Source organism: Thalassovita sp. ABM4_323, assembly GCF_056158665.1.
Genome location: NZ_JBSWTS010000007.1, coordinates 2,964,216 through 2,982,711, shown reverse-complemented (window position 1 = coordinate 2,982,711; position 18,496 = coordinate 2,964,216). Strand labels below are relative to the sequence as shown.

The 18,496-nt window shown below is 61.8% G+C and carries 14 protein-coding genes and 1 pseudogene; 10 read left to right on the top strand and 5 right to left on the bottom strand.

Going from position 1 to position 18,496, the window contains the following annotated elements; translation table 11 throughout:
* Positions 1-5: 5 nt before the first annotated feature.
* From ACXADQ_RS17155 to rarD, 6 genes are all read left to right on the top strand, one after another.
* Positions 6-482 carry a hypothetical protein gene (locus tag ACXADQ_RS17155; RefSeq protein ID WP_475323780.1) on the top strand — a complete coding sequence of 159 codons (477 nt, stop codon included), beginning with the start codon at positions 6-8 and terminating at the stop codon, positions 480-482.
* Positions 483-510: 28 nt separating this feature from the next.
* Positions 511-840, top strand: a complete 330-nt coding sequence (locus ACXADQ_RS17150; RefSeq protein WP_475323776.1) for a sarcosine oxidase subunit delta — start codon at positions 511-513, stop codon at positions 838-840.
* On the top strand, positions 837-3,860 hold the full coding sequence (locus tag ACXADQ_RS17145) for a sarcosine oxidase subunit alpha family protein (protein ID WP_475323772.1): 3,024 nt from the start codon (positions 837-839) through the stop codon (positions 3,858-3,860). The genes ACXADQ_RS17150 and ACXADQ_RS17145 overlap by 4 nt, the downstream gene beginning before the upstream one ends.
* Positions 3,853-4,413: a sarcosine oxidase subunit gamma gene (locus tag ACXADQ_RS17140; protein ID WP_475323768.1), complete on the top strand. Its 561-nt coding sequence runs from the start codon at positions 3,853-3,855 to the stop codon at positions 4,411-4,413. Before ACXADQ_RS17145 ends, ACXADQ_RS17140 begins: the two co-directional genes overlap by 8 nt.
* Before the next feature lie 145 nt (positions 4,414-4,558).
* Entirely contained in the window at positions 4,559-5,158 is a 600-nt protein-coding gene (locus ACXADQ_RS17135; protein WP_475323764.1) for a superoxide dismutase, read from the top strand.
* 143 nt (positions 5,159-5,301) lie between these two features.
* Complete coding sequence (gene rarD / locus ACXADQ_RS17130) at positions 5,302-6,252, top strand: EamA family transporter RarD (protein WP_475323761.1); 951 nt, start codon at positions 5,302-5,304, stop codon at positions 6,250-6,252.
* On the opposite strand, the gene ACXADQ_RS17125 is transcribed toward rarD, so the two are convergent.
* Positions 6,159-6,710, bottom strand: a complete 552-nt coding sequence (locus tag ACXADQ_RS17125) for an LOG family protein (RefSeq protein WP_475323757.1) — start codon at positions 6,708-6,710, stop codon at positions 6,159-6,161. The two genes, rarD and ACXADQ_RS17125, sit on opposite strands and share 94 nt — an antisense overlap.
* Positions 6,711-6,813: 103 nt before the next feature.
* Here ACXADQ_RS17125 and ACXADQ_RS17120 point away from each other — a divergent pair, with 103 nt between their 5' ends.
* Positions 6,814-8,187 carry a LysM peptidoglycan-binding domain-containing protein gene (locus ACXADQ_RS17120; RefSeq protein WP_475323752.1) on the top strand — a complete coding sequence of 458 codons (1,374 nt, stop codon included), beginning with the start codon at positions 6,814-6,816 and terminating at the stop codon, positions 8,185-8,187.
* Positions 8,188-8,360: 173 nt separating this feature from the next.
* Positions 8,361-10,184 (top strand): ABCB family ABC transporter ATP-binding protein/permease, encoded by a 1,824-nt coding sequence (locus ACXADQ_RS17115; RefSeq protein ID WP_475323748.1) that lies wholly within the window; start codon positions 8,361-8,363, stop codon positions 10,182-10,184.
* On the opposite strand, the gene ACXADQ_RS17110 is transcribed toward ACXADQ_RS17115, so the two are convergent.
* The 4 genes from ACXADQ_RS17110 to ACXADQ_RS17095 all read right to left on the bottom strand — a co-directional run bounded on the left by ACXADQ_RS17110 (position 10,181) and on the right by ACXADQ_RS17095 (position 16,153).
* Positions 10,181-10,546, bottom strand: a complete 366-nt coding sequence (locus tag ACXADQ_RS17110) for a hypothetical protein (RefSeq protein ID WP_475323744.1) — start codon at positions 10,544-10,546, stop codon at positions 10,181-10,183. The genes ACXADQ_RS17115 and ACXADQ_RS17110 overlap by 4 nt on opposite strands.
* The gene (locus tag ACXADQ_RS17105; RefSeq protein ID WP_475326099.1) at positions 10,521-10,832 is read right to left on the bottom strand and encodes a hypothetical protein; all 312 of its coding nucleotides are present in this window, start codon (positions 10,830-10,832) and stop codon (positions 10,521-10,523) included. Before ACXADQ_RS17105 ends, ACXADQ_RS17110 begins: the two co-directional genes overlap by 26 nt.
* 477 nt (positions 10,833-11,309) lie before the next feature.
* Complete coding sequence (locus ACXADQ_RS17100) at positions 11,310-14,903, bottom strand: efflux RND transporter permease subunit (protein ID WP_475323740.1); 3,594 nt, start codon at positions 14,901-14,903, stop codon at positions 11,310-11,312.
* The gene (locus ACXADQ_RS17095; RefSeq protein ID WP_475323736.1) at positions 14,900-16,153 is read right to left on the bottom strand and encodes an efflux RND transporter periplasmic adaptor subunit; all 1,254 of its coding nucleotides are present in this window, start codon (positions 16,151-16,153) and stop codon (positions 14,900-14,902) included. The genes ACXADQ_RS17100 and ACXADQ_RS17095 overlap by 4 nt, the downstream gene beginning before the upstream one ends.
* A gap of 251 nt (positions 16,154-16,404) precedes the next feature.
* Between ACXADQ_RS17095 and ACXADQ_RS17090 the strand changes: the two genes are divergently transcribed.
* Both ACXADQ_RS17090 and ACXADQ_RS17085 read left to right on the top strand, forming a co-directional pair.
* Positions 16,405-17,076 (top strand): hypothetical protein, encoded by a 672-nt coding sequence (locus ACXADQ_RS17090; protein WP_475323732.1) that lies wholly within the window; start codon positions 16,405-16,407, stop codon positions 17,074-17,076.
* Positions 17,077-17,140: 64 nt separating this feature from the next.
* Positions 17,141-18,418, top strand: a pseudogene (locus ACXADQ_RS17085) (PQQ-like beta-propeller repeat protein); the annotation flags it as partial.
* Positions 18,419-18,496 lie beyond the last annotated feature (78 nt).

Below are 18,496 nucleotides of genomic sequence, written 5' to 3'. Positions count from 1 at the left end.
AGCTCATGATCAAACTGACATTTGCCGCCTTGGCCGGACTTGCCACGCCCGCACTGGCCGCGCCCCTGGATTACGTGCTGCTGGCCGATGCTCATTCGGACACCTGCATCACACGGGTGGAAACCCAAACACAGGCGGGCCGCGAGGTCACGCTGCGCTTTTTCGCGCTGCCCAACGGGCGCTTCGTGCTGCAACTGGCCCCTGCGGGGCTGGAAAGAAACGCGATCAGCCGCCGCCCGGTGCAGTTCTCGTTCGAGGATACGCTGAAGATCGACGCCAAAGCCAAGATGCACAAAGGTGCCTATCAGGTGGATTTGCGCACGGGCGCGGGCTCGACCGATCTGCTGGTGGGGCTGGTGAACCGGGCGCGCATGGAGACACGCTTTCCAGATGCTGTCGATGATCCGCTGGTGCTGTTTCTGGAAGGCGTGCCGCAGATGATTGACCGTCTGCGCAACTGTCAGGAAGGGCTGGCGCGATGACCCTTGTTCACCAGGTATGGAGGCAACCATGCTGACCCTGAAATGCCCCTATTGCGGCGTCCAGGCCGAGGAGACCGAGCTGCATGCCGGCGGCGAGGCGCATCTGAAACGTTTTGGCCCCGGCTCCTCGGATGCCGATTTTGAAACCTATATGTTTCAGCGCGAGAACCCCAAGGGCGTGCATTTTGAACGCTGGCGCCATGTGAATGGCTGCGGCAAGTGGTTCCACGCGGCGCGCTGCACCACGACGCTCGAGGTGTTTGGTACGTACAGCGCGCAGGTCAGTGAACCGCCACAAGAGATCAAGGACGCCATCACCGCCAAACGGCCCGGTTGGAGCTGGAGGGATATCGCATGAGCACGCGTCTGGCCCAGGGTGGCCGTCTGCTGAACAAAAACCGCCCGCTGCGGTTCACCTTCAATGGCAAACACTACAAAGGTTACGAGGGCGACACGCTGGCCTCGGCCTTGCTGGCCAATGATCAGATGCTGGTGGGGCGTTCGTTCAAATACCACCGTCCGCGCGGTATCGTCGCCAGCGGTGCCGAGGAGCCCAATGCCCTGGTGGGGCTGGGCAAGGGCGCGCAGTTTGAACCCAACCAGCGCGTCACCACGACCGAGCTGTTCGACGGGCTGGTATGCGAAAGCCAGAACCACTGGCCGTCGTTGGAATTTGACGTCGGGGTGATCAACAACTACGTCGCGCGCTTCTTGCCGGCGGGGTTCTACTACAAGACCTTCATGGCGCCGCGGGCCGCCTGGAAACACCTGTTCGAACCCATCGTGCGCCAGTCGGCAGGCCTGGGCAAAGTGCCCAAGGATCGCGACGCTGACACCTATGAACATTTCTATGCCCATGTGGATGTGGTGATCATTGGCGGCGGTATTGCCGGGCTCGAAGCCGCGCTGGCCGCCGGTCATGCCGGGGCCAAAGTGTTGCTGCTGGAACAGACCGCGCATCTGGGCGGGCGCGCCCGAGTCGATGCCAGCATTGACGGAGCGCAGATTGACGGGATGTCGGTCGAGGGCTGGCTGGCCGAGGCCGCCTCGGCGCTTGAGGCCTTGCCAAATGTCGATATCCGTCTGCGGACTATGGGCGCGGGCGTCTATGATCACGGCTATGTTCTGGGCTATGAACGTCTGAGCGACCACACGCCGCTGGCCAAGGGGCCGCGTCACCGTCTGTGGCGCATCAGGGCCGGGCAGGTCATCACCGCAACCGGCGCGATCGAACGCCCGCTCAGCTTTGCCGGAAATGACGTGCCGGGGGTGATGCTAGCCTCGGCCGTGCGGGATTATGTGGTGAATTATGGCGTCTCGATCGGGGATCGCACTGTTGTGGTCACCAACAATGATGACGCCTACCGGACCGCGATTGCGCTGCATCAGGCCGGGCTGATCGTGCCCGCCATTCTGGATGCGCGCCCAACTGGGGGCGGTGCGCTGGCCGAACAGGCGCGCGCCTTGGGCATCCGCGTGGAAACCGGCAAAGGAATCGCCAAGGTGCAGGGCGGCAAGCGGGTGAAATCGGTCTCGGTCTGCCTTCAAGCGGGCGAGGGCGCCGCGTTGGAAGAAATCAAATGCGACGCAGTGGCCATGTCTGGCGGCTGGTCGCCGGTGGTGCATCTGTGGTCGCATTGCGGAGGCAAGCTGATCTGGGACGAGGCACAGGCCCATTTCCGCCCCGATGCCACACGGCCTCCGACCGGGGCAGATGGGGCTGGGTTCGTGATCCCGGCGGGCGGTGCAAATGGCGCGCTGGACATGGCCGAGGTGCTGAGCAATGCCTTTGAGGCAGGTCTGTCAGCGGCCAAATCCTGCGGCTTTGCGGCCGGCCAGTGGGACCCGGCGCAGGCTGCCCCACAGACCGAGGCCCCGATGTTGCCCGTCTGGCTGATGCCCCAGGGCGCGAACGCCAAGCTGCGGATGAAATCCTGGCTGGATTATCAGAATGATGTGAAGGTCAGCGACGTCCAACTGGCCGCGCGCGAGGGCTATGAAAGCGTTGAGCACACCAAACGCTATACCACTTTGGGGATGGCGACGGATCAAGGTAAGCTAAGTAATATCAACGGTCTGGCGGTCCTATCTAATGCATTGGATCAAGAGATCCCGCGCACTGGGACCACCACCTTCCGGCCGCCCTATACGCCGATCAGCATGGGCGCGATCGCGGGCGAAGCGCGGGGCGAAATCTTCCAACCGCTACGCCGCACGCCGATGCATGACTGGCACGAACAGAATGGCGCATATTGGGAACCTGTCGGCCATTGGCGGCGGCCCTATTGCTATCAGCGCGCGGGGGAATCCGTGGAAACAGCGGTCAATCGCGAGATCCTGCAGGTGCGCAACTCGGTCGGGATGCTGGATGCCTCGACCCTGGGGAAAATTATCGTCAAGGGGCCGGACGCAGGCAAATTCCTGAACCTGATGTACACCAACGCCATGGCTGGTCTGAAGCCGGGCAAGTGTCGCTATGGGCTGATGTGCAGCGAAAACGGGTTCCTGTCGGATGACGGCGTGGTGGCGCGGATCGACGAGGACACCTTCCTGTGTCACACCACCACCGGCGGCGCCGATCGCATCCATGCCCATATGGAGGAATGGCTGCAGACCGAATGGTGGGACATGCAGGTCTATACCGCCAATGTGACCGAGCAATACGCGCAGATCGCCGTGGTCGGCCCGAACGCCCGCAAGGTGCTGGAAAAACTGGGCGGCATGGATGTCTCGCGCGATGCGCTGGCGTTCATGGAGTGGGCCGATGGCGAACTGGCGGGCATTCCGGTGCGGGTCTATCGCATCTCGTTCTCGGGCGAGCTGAGCTATGAGATCGCCGTGGATGCGGGCCGGGGGCAAGAGCTTTGGGACAAAATCGCAGATGCCGGTGCCGAGTTTGACATCATGCCCTATGGCACCGAGGCGCTGCACGTGCTGCGCGCCGAGAAAGGGTTCATCATGATTGGCGATGAAACCGACGGCACGGTTATTCCGCAGGATCTGGGGCTGGACTGGGCGATTTCCAAGAAGAAGGACGACTTTATCGGCAAACGCGCACAGGAACGCAGCCATATGACCGATCCGTCCCGTTGGAAACTGGTGGGGCTGGAAACCGTGGATGGCACGGTTCTGCCGGATGGGGCCTATGCGGTTGCCGAAGGCACCAATGCCAATGGACAGCGAAACATGCAGGGGCGGGTGACCTCGACCTACTATTCGCCGACGCTGGGCAAGGGCATCGCTATGGGGCTGGTGCTGAACGGGCCAGACCGCATAGGCGAGGTGATCGACTTCCCCAAGGTGGATGGCCACATCGTGCAGGCGCGGATTTGCGATCCGGTTTTCTATGACAAAGACGGGGAGAAGCAGAATGTCTGAGGCACTGAGTGCACTGAGCGGCTTGTCCGCCAAAGGCGACGTGACCGTGGCTGATATCGGCCCCCAAGGCATGATCACCCTGCGTGGCGATCTGACCAAATTGGGGGACGCGCTGGGGCAGGTGGGGCTGACCCTGCCAGAGCCGCGCCAGATCGTGCATGCCGGTGATCGCTCGGCCGCGTGGATGTCTCCGGACGAGCTGTTGCTGCTGGTTCCCTATGCGCAGGTGTCCGAAGTGATCGCTGCGCTGACGGCAGCGCTGGAGGGTATGCATTTCCTGGCGGCGAACGTGTCGGATGCGCGGGCGATGTATGCGCTGAGCGGCGCGCCCGCAGACGTGCGCGAAACCCTGGCCAAGCTGGCCCCCGTGGATCTGGCCCCCGGATCTTTCGAACCGGGTGAAATCCGCCGCACTCGCCTGGCGCAGATCCCGGCGGCGTTTTGGCTGACACAGGATGGCGCGGCGCAGGTGATCTGCTTCCGCTCGGTCGCGCAATATGCGTTTGATCTGCTGAAAACCGCCGCCCAGGGCGGGCGGGTCGGGTTTTTCTGATCGCCTATTTGATCGAACTGCCCCCGCACGGGCGGGGGCTTATCCGAGTAAATCCGTCGATTTCGCGTTTTCGGTCTTGACCTTTGCGCGCTGCGGCAGACATTTAGAGCCAGTCTAAAACGCATTCGAACAGGGAGCCCTGACAATGGCTTTTGAACTTCCCGATCTTCCTTACGCACACGACGCCCTGGCTGGCCTGGGCATGTCCGCGGAAACTCTGGAATACCACCATGACCTGCACCACAACGCCTATGTGACCAACGGCAACGCGGCCATCGCGGGCACCGAGTGGGAAAACAAGTCGATGGAAGAGATCATCGTCGGCACCTATGACAAGACCGCCGTGGCGCAAAACGGGATCTTCAACAACATCTCGCAGCTGTGGAACCACAACCAGTTCTGGGAAATGATGGGCCCCGATCAGACCGCCATGCCCGGCGAGCTGGAAAAGGCCATCGTGGAATCCTTCGGCTCGGTTGACGAGTTCAAATCGCAATTCGCCGCTGCTGGCGCGGGTCAGTTCGGCTCGGGTTGGTGCTGGCTGGTGAAAGACACCGATGGCGGCCTGAAAGTCACCAAGACCGAAAACGGCGTGAACCCGCTGTGCTTTGGCCAGACTGCTCTGCTGGGTTGCGACGTGTGGGAGCATTCCTACTACATCGATTTCCGCAACAAGCGTCCGGTCTACCTGCAAAACTTCCTGGATAAGCTGGTGAACTGGGAAAACGTGGCCTCGCGCCTGTAATCCTGGCTGTCAGCCTTTGATACAAGAACGCCCAGGGGAAACCTTGGGCGTTTTTTCTTGACGTCTGGTCAGGTCGAACGCGTGCCCCTTGCATAGAGGCAGTCCCGGGCGCAAGACTGCTGCGTTGGGTAGAAGGGGCGACCATGACCGAGGGACAAAAAGGCGTTTTGGGAATGGTGCTGGCCAGCACGGTCTGGGGCCTGTCGTCGCTGTTTTACAAATTGCTGGATCATGTGCCTCCTCTCGAGGTTCTGTCGCATCGCACCCTGTGGTCGTGCCTGTTTTTCCTGGCGGTGTTGCTGTTGCAGGGGCGGATCGGGCGGGTCCGTCTTGTGCTGACAGATCGCCAAGCGATGCCGCTGATCCTGGTGGCGGCGCTGACCATTGCCGCGAATTGGTTTTGCTTCATCCTGGCCATCCAGATCGGCATGGCGACCGAGGCGTCGCTGGGATACTACATCTTTCCACTGGTGGCGGTGTTGCTGGGCGTCCTGGTGTTTCGCGAGCATCTCAGCCGCAGTCAGGCCCTGGCCGTGGGTTTGGCCACGCTGGCCGTGGTGCTGCTGACCCTGGGGCTGGGGGTGGCGCCGTGGATTTCGCTGCTGATCTCGGCCACGTTCGGCCTGTATGGGATGCTCAAGAAAAAGCTGGATGTAGGTCCGGTGGTTTCGGTCACGGTCGAGGTGCTGCTGCTGACTCCTGTCGCGCTGATCGTGCTGTTTGCCCAATGGCAGAGCGGGCAGGGCGTGTTTGGGATGAACTTGCAGGACAGCCTGCTGCTGATGCTGTCCGGCCCGCTGACGGCGACACCTTTGATGCTGTTTTCAGCAGCCGCGCACCGGGTCAGCCTGTCCACTGTGGGATTGGTGCAATATCTGAACCCGACCCTGCAATTCCTGTGCGCGGTTCTGGTGTTTCGCGAACCCTTTGGCCTGTGGCACGCGATCGCCTTTGCGCTGATCTGGACCGCGCTGGCGATCTACTCGGTCTCGGCGATCCGTCAGGAACGAGCGGCGCGCAGACAGGCCTCGGCCTCGGCGGGGGTATCGACAACGGTGATGAATTCCAACAAGGACGCATCGGCAAAGCCCTGATCCACGACGTGATCCAGCAGCGCGGTCAGCGGCGACCAATAGCCTTCGGAGTTCAGGAGCAGAATTGGTTTGTCATGCAAGCCCAACTGGCGCCAGGTCAGCACCTCAAAGAACTCGTCCAACGAGCCCGCGCCACCGGGCAGCACCACGATCGCGTCGCAGTTCATGAACATGACCTTTTTGCGCTCGTGCATGTTTTCGGTCACGACAAAGCGGGTGAGGTCGGTCTTGCCCACCTCCCATTTCATCAGATGGGTCGGGATCACGCCGAATGTGTCAGCCCCCGCCGCCTGGGCCGCGCGCGCCACGGCGCCCATCAGCCCGACATCGCCAGCCCCATAGACCAACCGCCAGCCATTGGCGGCCAACAGGCGGCCCAGCTCTTCGGCATGTTGCTGATAAACCGGGTTTTTCCCGGCGCGTGAGCCACAATAGACACAGACAGAATAGCTTTTCATGGGAATCGCCCTTTAACACCAATGGCGGTTTTGACCCCTGATACCCTTGTTGATATGTTCGCTCAACCGCTGGGGATGAGTTGAGCGGGCTGGAAGGATAACGATGAGCAAAATTGCAGGAGCAATGGGCGGTCAAGCCCTGACGATTACCGGTGCGGTCGTGGTGGCTGCGGGCGTGGCGGGCGCCTATTTCGGAGGGTTTTTCGACCCCAAGGCACCCGCGCCTGCGCCAGAACCCGTTCCGGTGGCGCAACCCGCCCCGGAACCGGCGAAACCTGCGCCTGTTGCTGCCCCACCCGCAACCCAGCCAGACCCTGCGCCTGAACCCAAGGCCGTCGTGTACGAGCCGCCGCGATTCGATGTGGTGCGGGTGGAACCAGATGGCTCGACGCTGGTTGCCGGGATTGCCGCAGCAGGGGCCAAGCTGGATGTCTTGCTGGACCAGGCTGTGCTGACCCAGACCGAGCCGGGCACAGACGGGAAATTCGCCGCGTTTCTGGCCATTGAACCCTCGCAGAACCCGCGTGTGCTTAGCTTGTTGATGCGGATCGACGGGCAAGAGATCGCCTCGGACGCGTCGGTGATCATTGCTCCGGTGGTGCAGGTGGCCGAGGTCAAACCCGAACCTGAACCCGAACCCGCAGCTGAACCGGCGGCGCGGCCCGAACCGGAACCGGCGGCGCAGCCTCAGCCTGAGGCTCCGAAACCCGAACCGACAGACGTTGCCGAAGACACGCCCAAGCAGGCCGAACCGGCGCAGCCCGTCGAAACCACGCCAGAGCGCCCGGTCGAGGTTGCCAAAGCCCCGGCTGACGAGCCCGCTCCGGCAGCTGAACCCGCGCCCGAGCCCGAACAGGTGGCCGAGGCCACACCGGAAGCTCAGCCAGAACCGGCAGCGGCCCCGGACCCCAGCGAACCCAGCCAACCCAAGGCGCCAGCGGTCATTCTGGCCGACAAGGAGGGGGTCAAGGTCGTGCAACCCGCCGAGGCCGCAGATGCGCCAGCCGCTGATCTGGCCGTGGCCATCGACGCCATCAGCTATTCCGCGCAAGGTGATGTGACGATCGCCGGGCGCGGCAAGCCGGGTAAATATGTGCAGATCTATCTGAACAATGATGCTGTCGGTGGCACCGGGATTGATGACGCGGGCCAATGGGACACGATCCTGACCGGCATCGCGGCGGGTATCTATACCCTGCGCGTGGACGAGGTGGACGAGACCGGCAAGGTTCTGTCGCGCATCGAAACGCCCTTTAAGCGCGAGGCCCCCGAAAAGGTCGCCACCGCGCCCAAACCCGACACGCCTCAGCCCGAGGTCAAGGTGGTCACGGTGCAGCCGGGCTCGACCCTGTGGGCGATTGCGCGCGAAAAATACGGCGAGGGCACCCTGTATGTCCGCGTGTATGAGGCCAACAAGGACCGCATTCGTGACCCTGATCTGATCTATCCCGGACAGGTGTTCGTGGTCCCCGAATAAGTCGCGCGGATAAATTTCGACGTGCCTCTGGAAACGGCAGCGCGGCGTCATATATGGGGGGTATCTTCCTCTGCGGGGCGCTTTTGGCGTCCCGTTTTCCTTTGGGGCCGCGGATGTCTGGCCTTTCTTGGCGCCGCGCTCTATGTCTTTGCCGTAGCAAAGGAAAAACACCCATGCGCAGCCTCAACAGTCGGCCCCCATCCGAAAACGACCCCTCCCAAGCTGATGTGAACGGCTGGCGCACCATTCGTCGCGTCGCGCCCTATCTGTGGCCCGAGAACCGGACGGATGTGAAGGTACGCGTGGTGGTGGCGATGCTGTTGCTGCTGCTGGCCAAGGTTGTCACGGTGCTGACCCCGATGATCTACAAAGAGGCCGTGGATGCCCTGGCAGGTGAAGGCGAAGCCGCGACCCTGATCGTTGGCGCGGTCGGGCTGACGGTGGCCTATGGCATGGCCCGGCTGATGATGAACGGGTTCCAACAGCTGCGCGATGCGGTCTTTGCGATGGTGGCGCAGCGGGCCTTGCGCAGTCTGGCGCTGGAAACATTCACCCATATCCACCGCCTGTCCATGCGCTATCACATCACCCGCAAGACCGGCGGGCTGAGCCGCATCATCGAGCGCGGGGTGAAAGGCGTGGAATTCCTGCTGCGCTTCATGCTGTTCTCGATCGGTCCGCTGATCCTGGAACTGCTGATGATCGCGGTGATCTTTTTCGTGCTGTTCGACGTCTGGTATCTGGTCGTCGTGGCGGTCACGATCGCGGCCTATGTCAAGTTCACCTTCGCCATCACCGAATGGCGCGTGAAACTGCGCCGCAAGATGAACGAGCAGGACACAGATGCCAACCAAAAGGCCATCGACAGCCTGCTGAACTTTGAAACGGTCAAGTATTTCGGTGCGGAACGGCGCGAGGCTGCGCGCTATGACAAGGCGATGGAGGGCTATGAAAAGGCCGCTTTATCAACGGCTTACTCGCTGTCCTTTCTGAACTTTGGTCAGGCGTTCCTGATCACGACCGGCCTGGTCATCGTGATGATAATGGCGGCCCTGGGTGTGGAAAACGGGACGCTGACCGTAGGCGATTTCGTCATGGTGAACGCCTATATGATCCAGATCACCATGCCGTTGAATTTCCTGGGGACGGTCTATCGCGAGATTCGCCAGTCGCTGGTCGACATGGCCGAGATGTTCAACCTGCTGGAACAGCCCTCGGAGGTCAAAGACAAGCCCAATGCGCCGGACGTCACGGTTCGGGGCGGGCATGTGCGTCTGTCCGATGTGCAGTTTGGTTACGATCCCGAGCGCCCGATTTTACAGGGTGTCGATATCGATGTGCCCGCGGGGCAAACCGTGGCCATCGTGGGCTCGTCTGGCTCGGGCAAATCCACCATCGGGCGGCTGCTGTTCCGGTTCTATGACGTGCAGGGCGGCGCGCTGACGATCGACGGGCAGGACGTGCGCGACGTGACGCAGGAAAGCCTGCACAGCGTCATTGGCGTGGTCCCGCAGGACACGGTGCTGTTCAACGACACGATCCGCTATAACATCGCCTATGGCCGCGACAACGCGACCGAGGCCGAGGTGATCGAGGCCGCGAAATCCGCTCAGATCTATGATTTCATCATGTCGCTGCCCGAAGGCTTTGACACTCAGGTCGGCGAGCGCGGGCTGAAACTATCGGGCGGGGAAAAACAGCGTGTGGGCATCGCCCGGACCTTGCTGAAGAACCCACCGATCCTGTTGCTGGACGAGGCGACCTCGGCGCTGGACACGGATACCGAGCGCGAGATCCAGGGCGCGCTGGCCGAGGCCGGGCAGGGGCGCACGGTGATCACCATCGCGCACCGTCTGTCCACCATTGCCGAGGCCGACCAGATCATCGTCCTGGAAAAAGGCGAGGTGGTCGAGCGCGGCACCCATGCCGAGCTGGTCTCGGGGCAGGGGCGGTATTACAGCCTGTGGACCCGTCAGCAGAACGAAGAGGCCGCCTAGCTCCAGCCCATCTGCGCCGGGGTCAGCCCCTGAAACACAACCACCATGGTGCCGTCCACAAACAGGGCGGCGTCCCCCGTGTCAGGATCGGTGCCCTGAACCGTGGAGGCGTCCTCGCGGAAGTTGACAATCACCTCAACAGTTTCGGTAGCGGGATCAAAATCGGTGATGATCGCGGCATCGGGCCAGGTCTCGGCATTCTGGGTTTCCGGAAGATGGACGATGAATTCGTCGATACTGGACCCACCGGACATTACGTCGCCTGCATTCCCGTTCAGGGTGTCGTTTCCATGGCCGCCCAGCAATGTGTCAACGCCATCTTCGACATAATCTCTGTCAGTGGGGTTCAAGGATTTGCGCATTCCCCACCTCGGCGAACATTCTGTCATTGCCCGCACCAGTCCGTACGGTGCTATCGCCTAAAACGTTTTGATATCCATCGTTCCCTTTGCCCAGGTCCGTCACACCACCCCGACCTGTTTGAAAGACACTGTCGTCGCCAATGCCTGCAAAAACCGTATCACTGCCCTGGCCAGTATGGATACTGTCAAACCCCTCAACAACGTTGAACAGGTCGTGATCGTCTCCGGCGGTGATTAAGTCGTGGCCCTCTTCGCCATTCATCCAATCATTGGCCGTCCTCCCCATGCAGCCGATCGTTTTCGAAGCTGTCCCGCAGTGTAGCGTCGCCATATCCACCGTTCAGGGTATCGCTTCCCTATCCCTCCAGTCCTTCGTCTTCGCTAGCGCCTAGCCCAAACATCGTCGTCATGGCCTTCTGTGCGGTCATCTCCTTCGCGCGCCATGATGTGAAAATAAGCGTCCTCGCCTGCCAGACCCAGCAGGTCGCTTTCGTCGGTCAGGCAGCGTCGGGTGTCTTTGGTGTCGTCCTTGGGGTTGGGCCCATCCGGGCTGCTCTGGTCGTTCGAAACCTTATCACAGAAGACTTCTTACAACAGAAAGCTGCCCAGCAGCGATAAAATTGCCAGCCAGATCATGTGATGAGCCGCCACAGTTAATTCAATCGTAACTCGTAGAGAATAGTGGTATTTCTCTTGGAACGGGGGCTTTCGGGAACAGATTGTTTCCAAAATGGAAAGACCGGGCACGAGGCCCGGTCTTTGTTCATTCAGCGGCTTTCAGCCCGGTTTTGCCCGAGGGGCCGGGGGGCGATGGGGCCTCGGCCAGATCGGGGACATCGTCGTCCCAGATAATCTCGGGCGCTTTCAGCTTGCGGGCCGCGCGTTGCAGGGCGAAATCCTGCGCGGTGCGGCTGGCCTTGCCCAGGGCCATGGCGGCCAGCGCGCGGGCAATCCAGCGGATATAGGTATTCACCCAGACCCGGATCGCCAGCATCGAGGGTGTAAAGACCAGCGTCAGAACCGTTGCGATGCCCAGCCCGAACACCACCGCCGTGGCCAGCTGTTTCCACCAAAGCGCCGTGGGGCTGTCGATGGAAAAGCCACCGCCAATGAAATCTAGCGACAGGCCAAACATCATCGGGGCCAGACCAGCCATCGTGGTGATGGTGGTCAGCAGAACCGGGCGGATACGTTCCTCGGCGGTGCGCACGATGGCCTCGATCCGCGGCATATACGAGGAATAGTCCTGGTAGGTGTCGATCAGAACAATGTTGTTGTTCACCACGATCCCCGCCAGCGCCACGATGCCCGTACCCGTCATGATGACCGAGAACGCCTGATCCATTACCAGCATCCCGATCAGCACGCCCGTGGTGGACAGAACCACCGCCAGCAGCACCAGAACCGAGTTATAGAAGCTGTTGAACTGCGCCAGCAGGATGACGAACATCAGCGCCAGGGCCGCAGCAAAGGCACTGGACAAGAAGGCCTGGGATTCGGCCTGGTCTTCTTGGTCGCCGGTCCATTCCCACTCGACCCCCTGCGGCAGAGGGTTCGTGTCCAGCCAGGCGGTCAGCAGCTCGATCCGTTCGTTCGCCGTGATCGGCACTTCGTGGGTCGAGCCATCCTCGTTGGTTTCGGTCTTGGTCAGCCCATCGGTGAGGGCAGCCTTTACGTCGAAATAGCGCTTCTGATCCACGCGGCTGATCTGCGCCAGTTTGGGCACGGGGGTGCGCGTGATGAAGTTGGCCAGCGGGACCAGCCCGTCAGCGGTGCGCACCTTCAGCGTGTCCAGGGTGGACAGCAGGCGGTATTCCTCGGGCAGGCGGACGCGGATTTCGATTTCCTCGTCGCTGCTGTCCACACGCATCGTGTCCAGCAGAATGCCGCGGGTGACCAGCTGCACCATCGCGCCCACCGTGGCCACGTCAGCGCCATACAGGCCGGCTTTTTCGGTGTTCACGTCGATCTGCCAGTCAATGCCGGGCAGGGGGAGCGTATCCTCGACCAGTTCCAAACCGTCGGTCTGATCAAACTGGGCCCGCGCCAGGCGGGTGGCCTCTAGCAGATTTTCCCAGTTGTCACCTTTCAGGCGCAGATGGACCGGTTTGCCGCTGGCCGGGCCGCGCGATTGGGCCAGGATTTCGATCTTGATGCCGGGGATTTGTTCCAGCTCGGCCGTCAATTCGTCGATGACCAGATCCCCATCCAGATCAGGACGATCCGAGCGTTCCTCCCACGGGATGGTTTCCAGCTGCACCTGTCCGATCGTGTCCCGCGGGGGTTGCGCGCCCCCGGTGTTGTTGTTCAGACCACCCTCGCCAGAAAAGGCAAATGCGTTCAGAACACCGGGATGGGCCAGGACGCGTTCTTCGACCTGACGGACCAGATCGTCCTTTTCATGCACCGACAGGTTGCCACGCGCCCGGACATAGACGATCGCCTGTTCCGGTTCGGATTCCACAAAGAATTCAACGCCGTTGTTGTTCTGGGTGAAGGTCATGAAGGTCATACCGACAAAGCCGATCACCGCAGCCACCGCAACCAGAGGCATGATCGGATTGCCTGCGATGAACTTGATGAACAGACCAAAGGGCGTGCGTTTATGCCCCGCGCGAATGCGGCGGCGACGTTTCCAGGTGATTTTCGCAGCCCCAAGCGCCATCGAGGCCCCAAACGCCGAGCCAAAGAACAGCACCGTGCCAATCATCAGCGCCAGGCCTGGGCTTTCGGCCAAAGACGGCGACAGATAGGCCGGGTTCAAAACCTGCATGGCTCCGATAAACATGCCCATCCAGGTGATCGGCACCAGAAGCGCACGTACCCACCAGGGGAAATGACGGATCAGGAAGGCCGAGCCGAACTCGAACTGGCGGGACAGACGCCCCGAAACGCCGCCCATCACAGGCAGATAAATCAGCGCCACCACCAGAGAGGCCGACAGAACAAAGATCAGCGTCACCGGCAGCATCCCCATGAATTCACCAGGGACACCGGGCCAGAACAGCATGGGCAGGAAGGCGCACAACGTGGTCGCGGTCGAGGACACGATGGGCCAGAACATACGCTTGGCCGCCTCGACATAGGCGTGCATCGGGCCGATGCCGTCTTTGATGCGTTTGTCAGCGTATTCCACCACAACGATGGCGCCATCCACCAGCATCCCCACGGCCAGGATCAGGCCGAACATCACGATGTTGGAAATGGTCACGCCCATCATCGCCAGCAGCACGAAACACAGCAGGAACGAGGTCGGAATCGCGAAGCCCACCAACAGTGCGGCGCGACTGCCCAGGCTGGACAGAACCACGATCATCACCAGCGCGATGGCGGTCAGAACCGAGCCTTCCAGCTGGCTGACCATGGAGCCCACAACGCGGCTCTGATCGTTCGAGGTGCCCACGCGCACGGCGGCCTTCAGGTCCGCTGGCCATTCCTCATGGACCTCATCTATGACCTGACGGACCTCTTTGGTGGTGTCCAACAGATTGAAACCTTTGCGTTTTACCACCTGAAGCGCTACTGTCGGCTCGCCGTTGAAGCGGGCAAGACCCTCGCGGTCTTCGAAGGTCAGCCGGATTTCCGCCAGATCGCCCAACGTCACGACACGCTGGCCGTTGATCTTGACGGGCAGGGCGTAGATGTCGCGCGGCTCGTCAAAGGACGAGGGGATCTTTACCGCGAAAGTGCCCTGATCGGTTTCCACTTCACCTGCGGCCACAAGCATGTTGTTGTTTTGCACAACCGAGATCAGCTCGCCCGCGGTGACGTTATAGGATTCCAGGCGCAGCGGGTCGATCACCACCTCGACCATTTCATCGCGCGACCCGGCGATCCCGGCCTCAAGCACCGCATCCAGGCCTTCGACCTTTTCCTGCAAATCCTTGGCGATTTTGGTCATCGTGCGCTCGGGCACGTCGCCGGTCAGGTTGACGATGATGATCGGAAATTCCGAGAAGTTGATCTCGTTGATCGAGTATTTTTCGACCCCCTCAGGAAAGAACCCTTCGGCGGTGCCCATGGCATCGCGCACCTCGGCCAGCACCTTGGCCTTGTCCCAGCCAAACTCAAACTCCAGCGCCACACCGGCATAGTTTTCCGCTGCGGTCGAGGACATGGACTTCAACCCGTCCAGATCGGACAGTTCGGTTTCCATCGGTTTGACCAACAGGGTTTCCGAATCCTCGGCCGAGATGCCGGGGAATTGCACGGAAACGAACAGGGCGGGGATGTCGATATCGGGCTCGCCCTCTTTGGGCAGCCCGAAATAGGCGTATCCCCCCGCCGCCAGCGACAGCACGATAAATGCCAGGATCATACGGGCGCGCGAGGCGGCCCAATCGACCATACCAGTCATTCGTTGGCCTCCTGGAAGGTCGGTGCGACTTCGACGCCCTTGGTGACGTATTCCTGTCCTATCACGATGATATCAGCGGTGTCCCCCAGCCCGGTAACCCAGACGCCCTTGATCGTGTCGCGCACCATGGTGACAGGTGCGAAATCGACAATGTTGCCATCCCCCACCAGCCGGACCCCCAGCGCGCCTTCATCATTCAGTGTCAGCGCCGATTGCGGCAGCAGATGGGCCGTGGCGCCGTCGGCGGCGATCAGGATTTCAGCGGTCTGCCCGTCACGGATTTTCAGATCGGGGTTGGGCACGTCGATATCCACGCGGAAGGTGCGGGTTTGCGGATCGGCCGAGCGTGACAGGAAGCTGACCGTGCCGCGCAGCTCGGACCCATTGGCCAGACGCGCGCCAGCCAGGGCGCCCAATGTGACCCGGTCAACCTCGGTTTCGGGGACGTAGCCCACCAACTTGATCGGGTCCAACTGGATCACCGTGGCGCAGGTGCCCCCGGCGCTGAGCAGGCTGCCCAGTTCTGCACTGTCGGCTTCCAAAAGGCCCGCGAAGGGGGCCGAGATCACCAGACGCTGCATTTCTTTTTCGGCCATGGCGACGGCGGCCTGAGCGGATTGCAGACCTGCCTGCGCCGATTCCAACCCTGAACGTGCAGATTCGACACCGGCTTCGGCAGAGCGCACAGCGGCCTCGGCCGAAGCCAGTCGCGTTTCAGCAGCATAGCCCGAGTCGTTCAGTTTCGAGGCGACGTTATAGTTAATCTCGGCCTCTTTCAGAAGCGCCTGCGCCTCTTGCAGCTTAGCCTGGGCTGCGGGCCCCGAGGCCTTGGCGTTGGACAGGGCGGCGTTTGCCTCGGCCAGGGCGGCAGGGCGGGTGCCCGGATCAAGGCGGCACAGCTCTTGGCCTTCCTCGACATACGCCCCGCGGCGCAGCGGTTCGGAAACCACAGTCGAGGTGGTCTCGGCCCGCACAGCCACTTGGCGCGCAGCCTGCGTTTCGCCACGCAAAATCACTGCGCTGTCAATGGTTTGCGCCTCGGAATGCAAGGCGACAACACCAATGGGCGGTAGTTTCTCGGTCTTGGCTTTTACCGTGGGGTCCTGGGGTTCAGGTTCAGCATTGGCCGCGTCGACCGCTGCTTCGGCATCCCCGGACAGGGCAAAGGCGGTCAGGGCGTCCCGCTCCATCACGAGTACATACAGGAAAGCGGTCACCAGAATGGCGGTGAGAACCGGGATGGGTCGCATCTTGTTTCAATGTCCTTTTCGCGCGCAAAAACTCGGGGGTGTATGGTCCGTAGATAGACGTGAACGCCCCGAATACAACAAATCGGTCCTGTGAATATGTCTGAACCGTTTAGTTCAGTTTAGAAAGTTAATCGCTTTCACGCAAGTGTGCAGTCGCAGAATGCCGCCATCCCCAATCCCGGGCCTTGCGGGTCTTGGCAGTGGCGGGGGGACGCGGTAAGAGAGGGCAAATTCATCGAAAGGGCCTGCGCGTGAGCGATACCGACAGTTTCATTGAAGAAGTCACCGAAGAAGTGCGCCGCGACCGTCTGTTCGCGATGATGAAGAAATACGGCTGGATCGCGGTTCTGGCAGTGATCCTGATTGTGGGGGGCGCGGCCTATAACGAGTGGCGCAAGGCGCAGGCCTTGGCTGCGGCGCAGGCGTTGGGCGACGATATCGTTGCCGCGCTTGAGGCCGACGATGCCGCTGCGCGCGCTGCTGCTCTGGCTGGCGTCCAGGCCGAGGATTCGGCGGCGCAGGCCGTTCTGGCGATGCTGCGGGCCTCGGAGTTGGCCGAGTTTGGGGACAATGCCGGGGCTCTGGCGCTGTTGGACAGTGTGGCCTCGAATGGTGATGTGCCCCAGATCTATCGTCAGGTGGCCTCGTTCAAATCGCTGCTGGTGCAGGGCGATGCGCTCAGCGCCTCCGAGCGTCGCACCCGCCTGGAAGGTATCGCACAAACCGTGGCCTCGCTGCGCCTGGCCGCCGAAGAACAGCTGGCGCTGATGGACATCGATGCTGGCCAGACTGACGCGGCGATTGAGCGGCTCCAGCGTATCCTTGCCGATGCCGAGGTCACGCAGGACTTGCGTCGTCGCGCGTCTCAGTTGATTGTGGCGCTGGGTGGTCAGTTGGATCCCGCGGAACAAGCGGGCAACTAAGGCCCCTGCGCCGGGCCTTTCGGGGGTGCGGCGCCAAGCAAGAAAAGTGAGGGCAGGCCCCGAGATGAAACCCGTGATCAAACCCGTGAAGACAAGCGTTCTGATGCTGGGCGCGGTTGGGCTGGCCGTTCTGGCCGGTTGCGCCGAAAAAGAAGAGATTCTGGTCGGCAAACGCGAAAGCATCTACGCGGTGTTAAGCTCAGGGGTCGAGCCCGCCTCGGCGCTTGCCGAAAACAAATCGGTTGCGATCCGCTTGCCCGCGCAACGGGCGAATTCGGAATGGACGCATGGCATTGGCTCGCCCGCGCATCGCACCAGTCACCCCGCCTTGGGCGCAGCACCGACACTGCTCTGGAGCGCACCGATCGGGGCAGGGGACAGCAAGCGCAACCGCATCGTGGCCGATCCTGTTGTGGCTGGTGGCCGTGTCTTTACGCTGGATGCCCACGCGACCGTGGCCGCGACCTCGACCGAGGGCGCCGCGGTCTGGAGCACCGATCTGACCCCGCCGCGGGATGACGCTGGCGATGCAACGGGCGGTGGCCTGGCCTATGGGGATGGCAAGCTGTTCGTGACCTCGGGCTTTGGCACATTGACGGCGCTGGACCCGGCCACAGGCGCGGTCCTGTGGCAGCAGGATCTGTTGTCCGGCGGCTCGGGCGCGCCCACCTATTCCAAGGGTCTGGTCTATGTCACCAGCGGGGATGATACCGGCTGGGCGATCGAGGCGGATACCGGCCGCGTACGCTGGCAATTGGGGGCCTTGCCAAATGTGGGCAACGTGCTGGGCGCACCGGCCCCGGCGGTCAACAACAAATTCGTAATCTATGGCTATGGTGATGGCGAGGTGCAGGCCGCGTTCCGCAAGGGCGGGATGCGCCACTGGGTCTCGCAATTGGCGGGCAGCCAGCGCGATCGCGCGCTGACCCGTCTGAACGACATCACAGGCGAGCCGGTGATTGACGGCAAAACCGTGTATGTCGGATCGAATGCAGGCCGGATGGTCGCGCTGGATCTGGACACGGGCGAGCGCAAGTGGACAGCGCGCGAAGGCGCGATTGGAACTATGTGGCCTGTCGGGGGCTCGGTCTTTGCGATCAACCTTGAAAACCAGCTAATGCGCCTGAACGCGCGCGACGGCAGCCCGGTCTGGTCGGTGCAACTGCCCAACTATGTGAAATTCACGCAGCGCCGGGCCACCGAAGTCTTTGCCAATTACGGGCCGGTTGTGGCGGGCGGACGGGTCATCGTGGCCTCGAATGACGGGCAGCTGCGCTTCTTTGATCCCAAGGATGGCCAGCAGGTCTATGCGGTCGAAGTTCCAAACGGCGCTACCACCGGCGCTGTGGTCGCCGGGCGCACCTTGTATGTCGTTTCGTCCAAGGGCGAATTGCATGCTTTCCGTTGACGCGGGATTGGT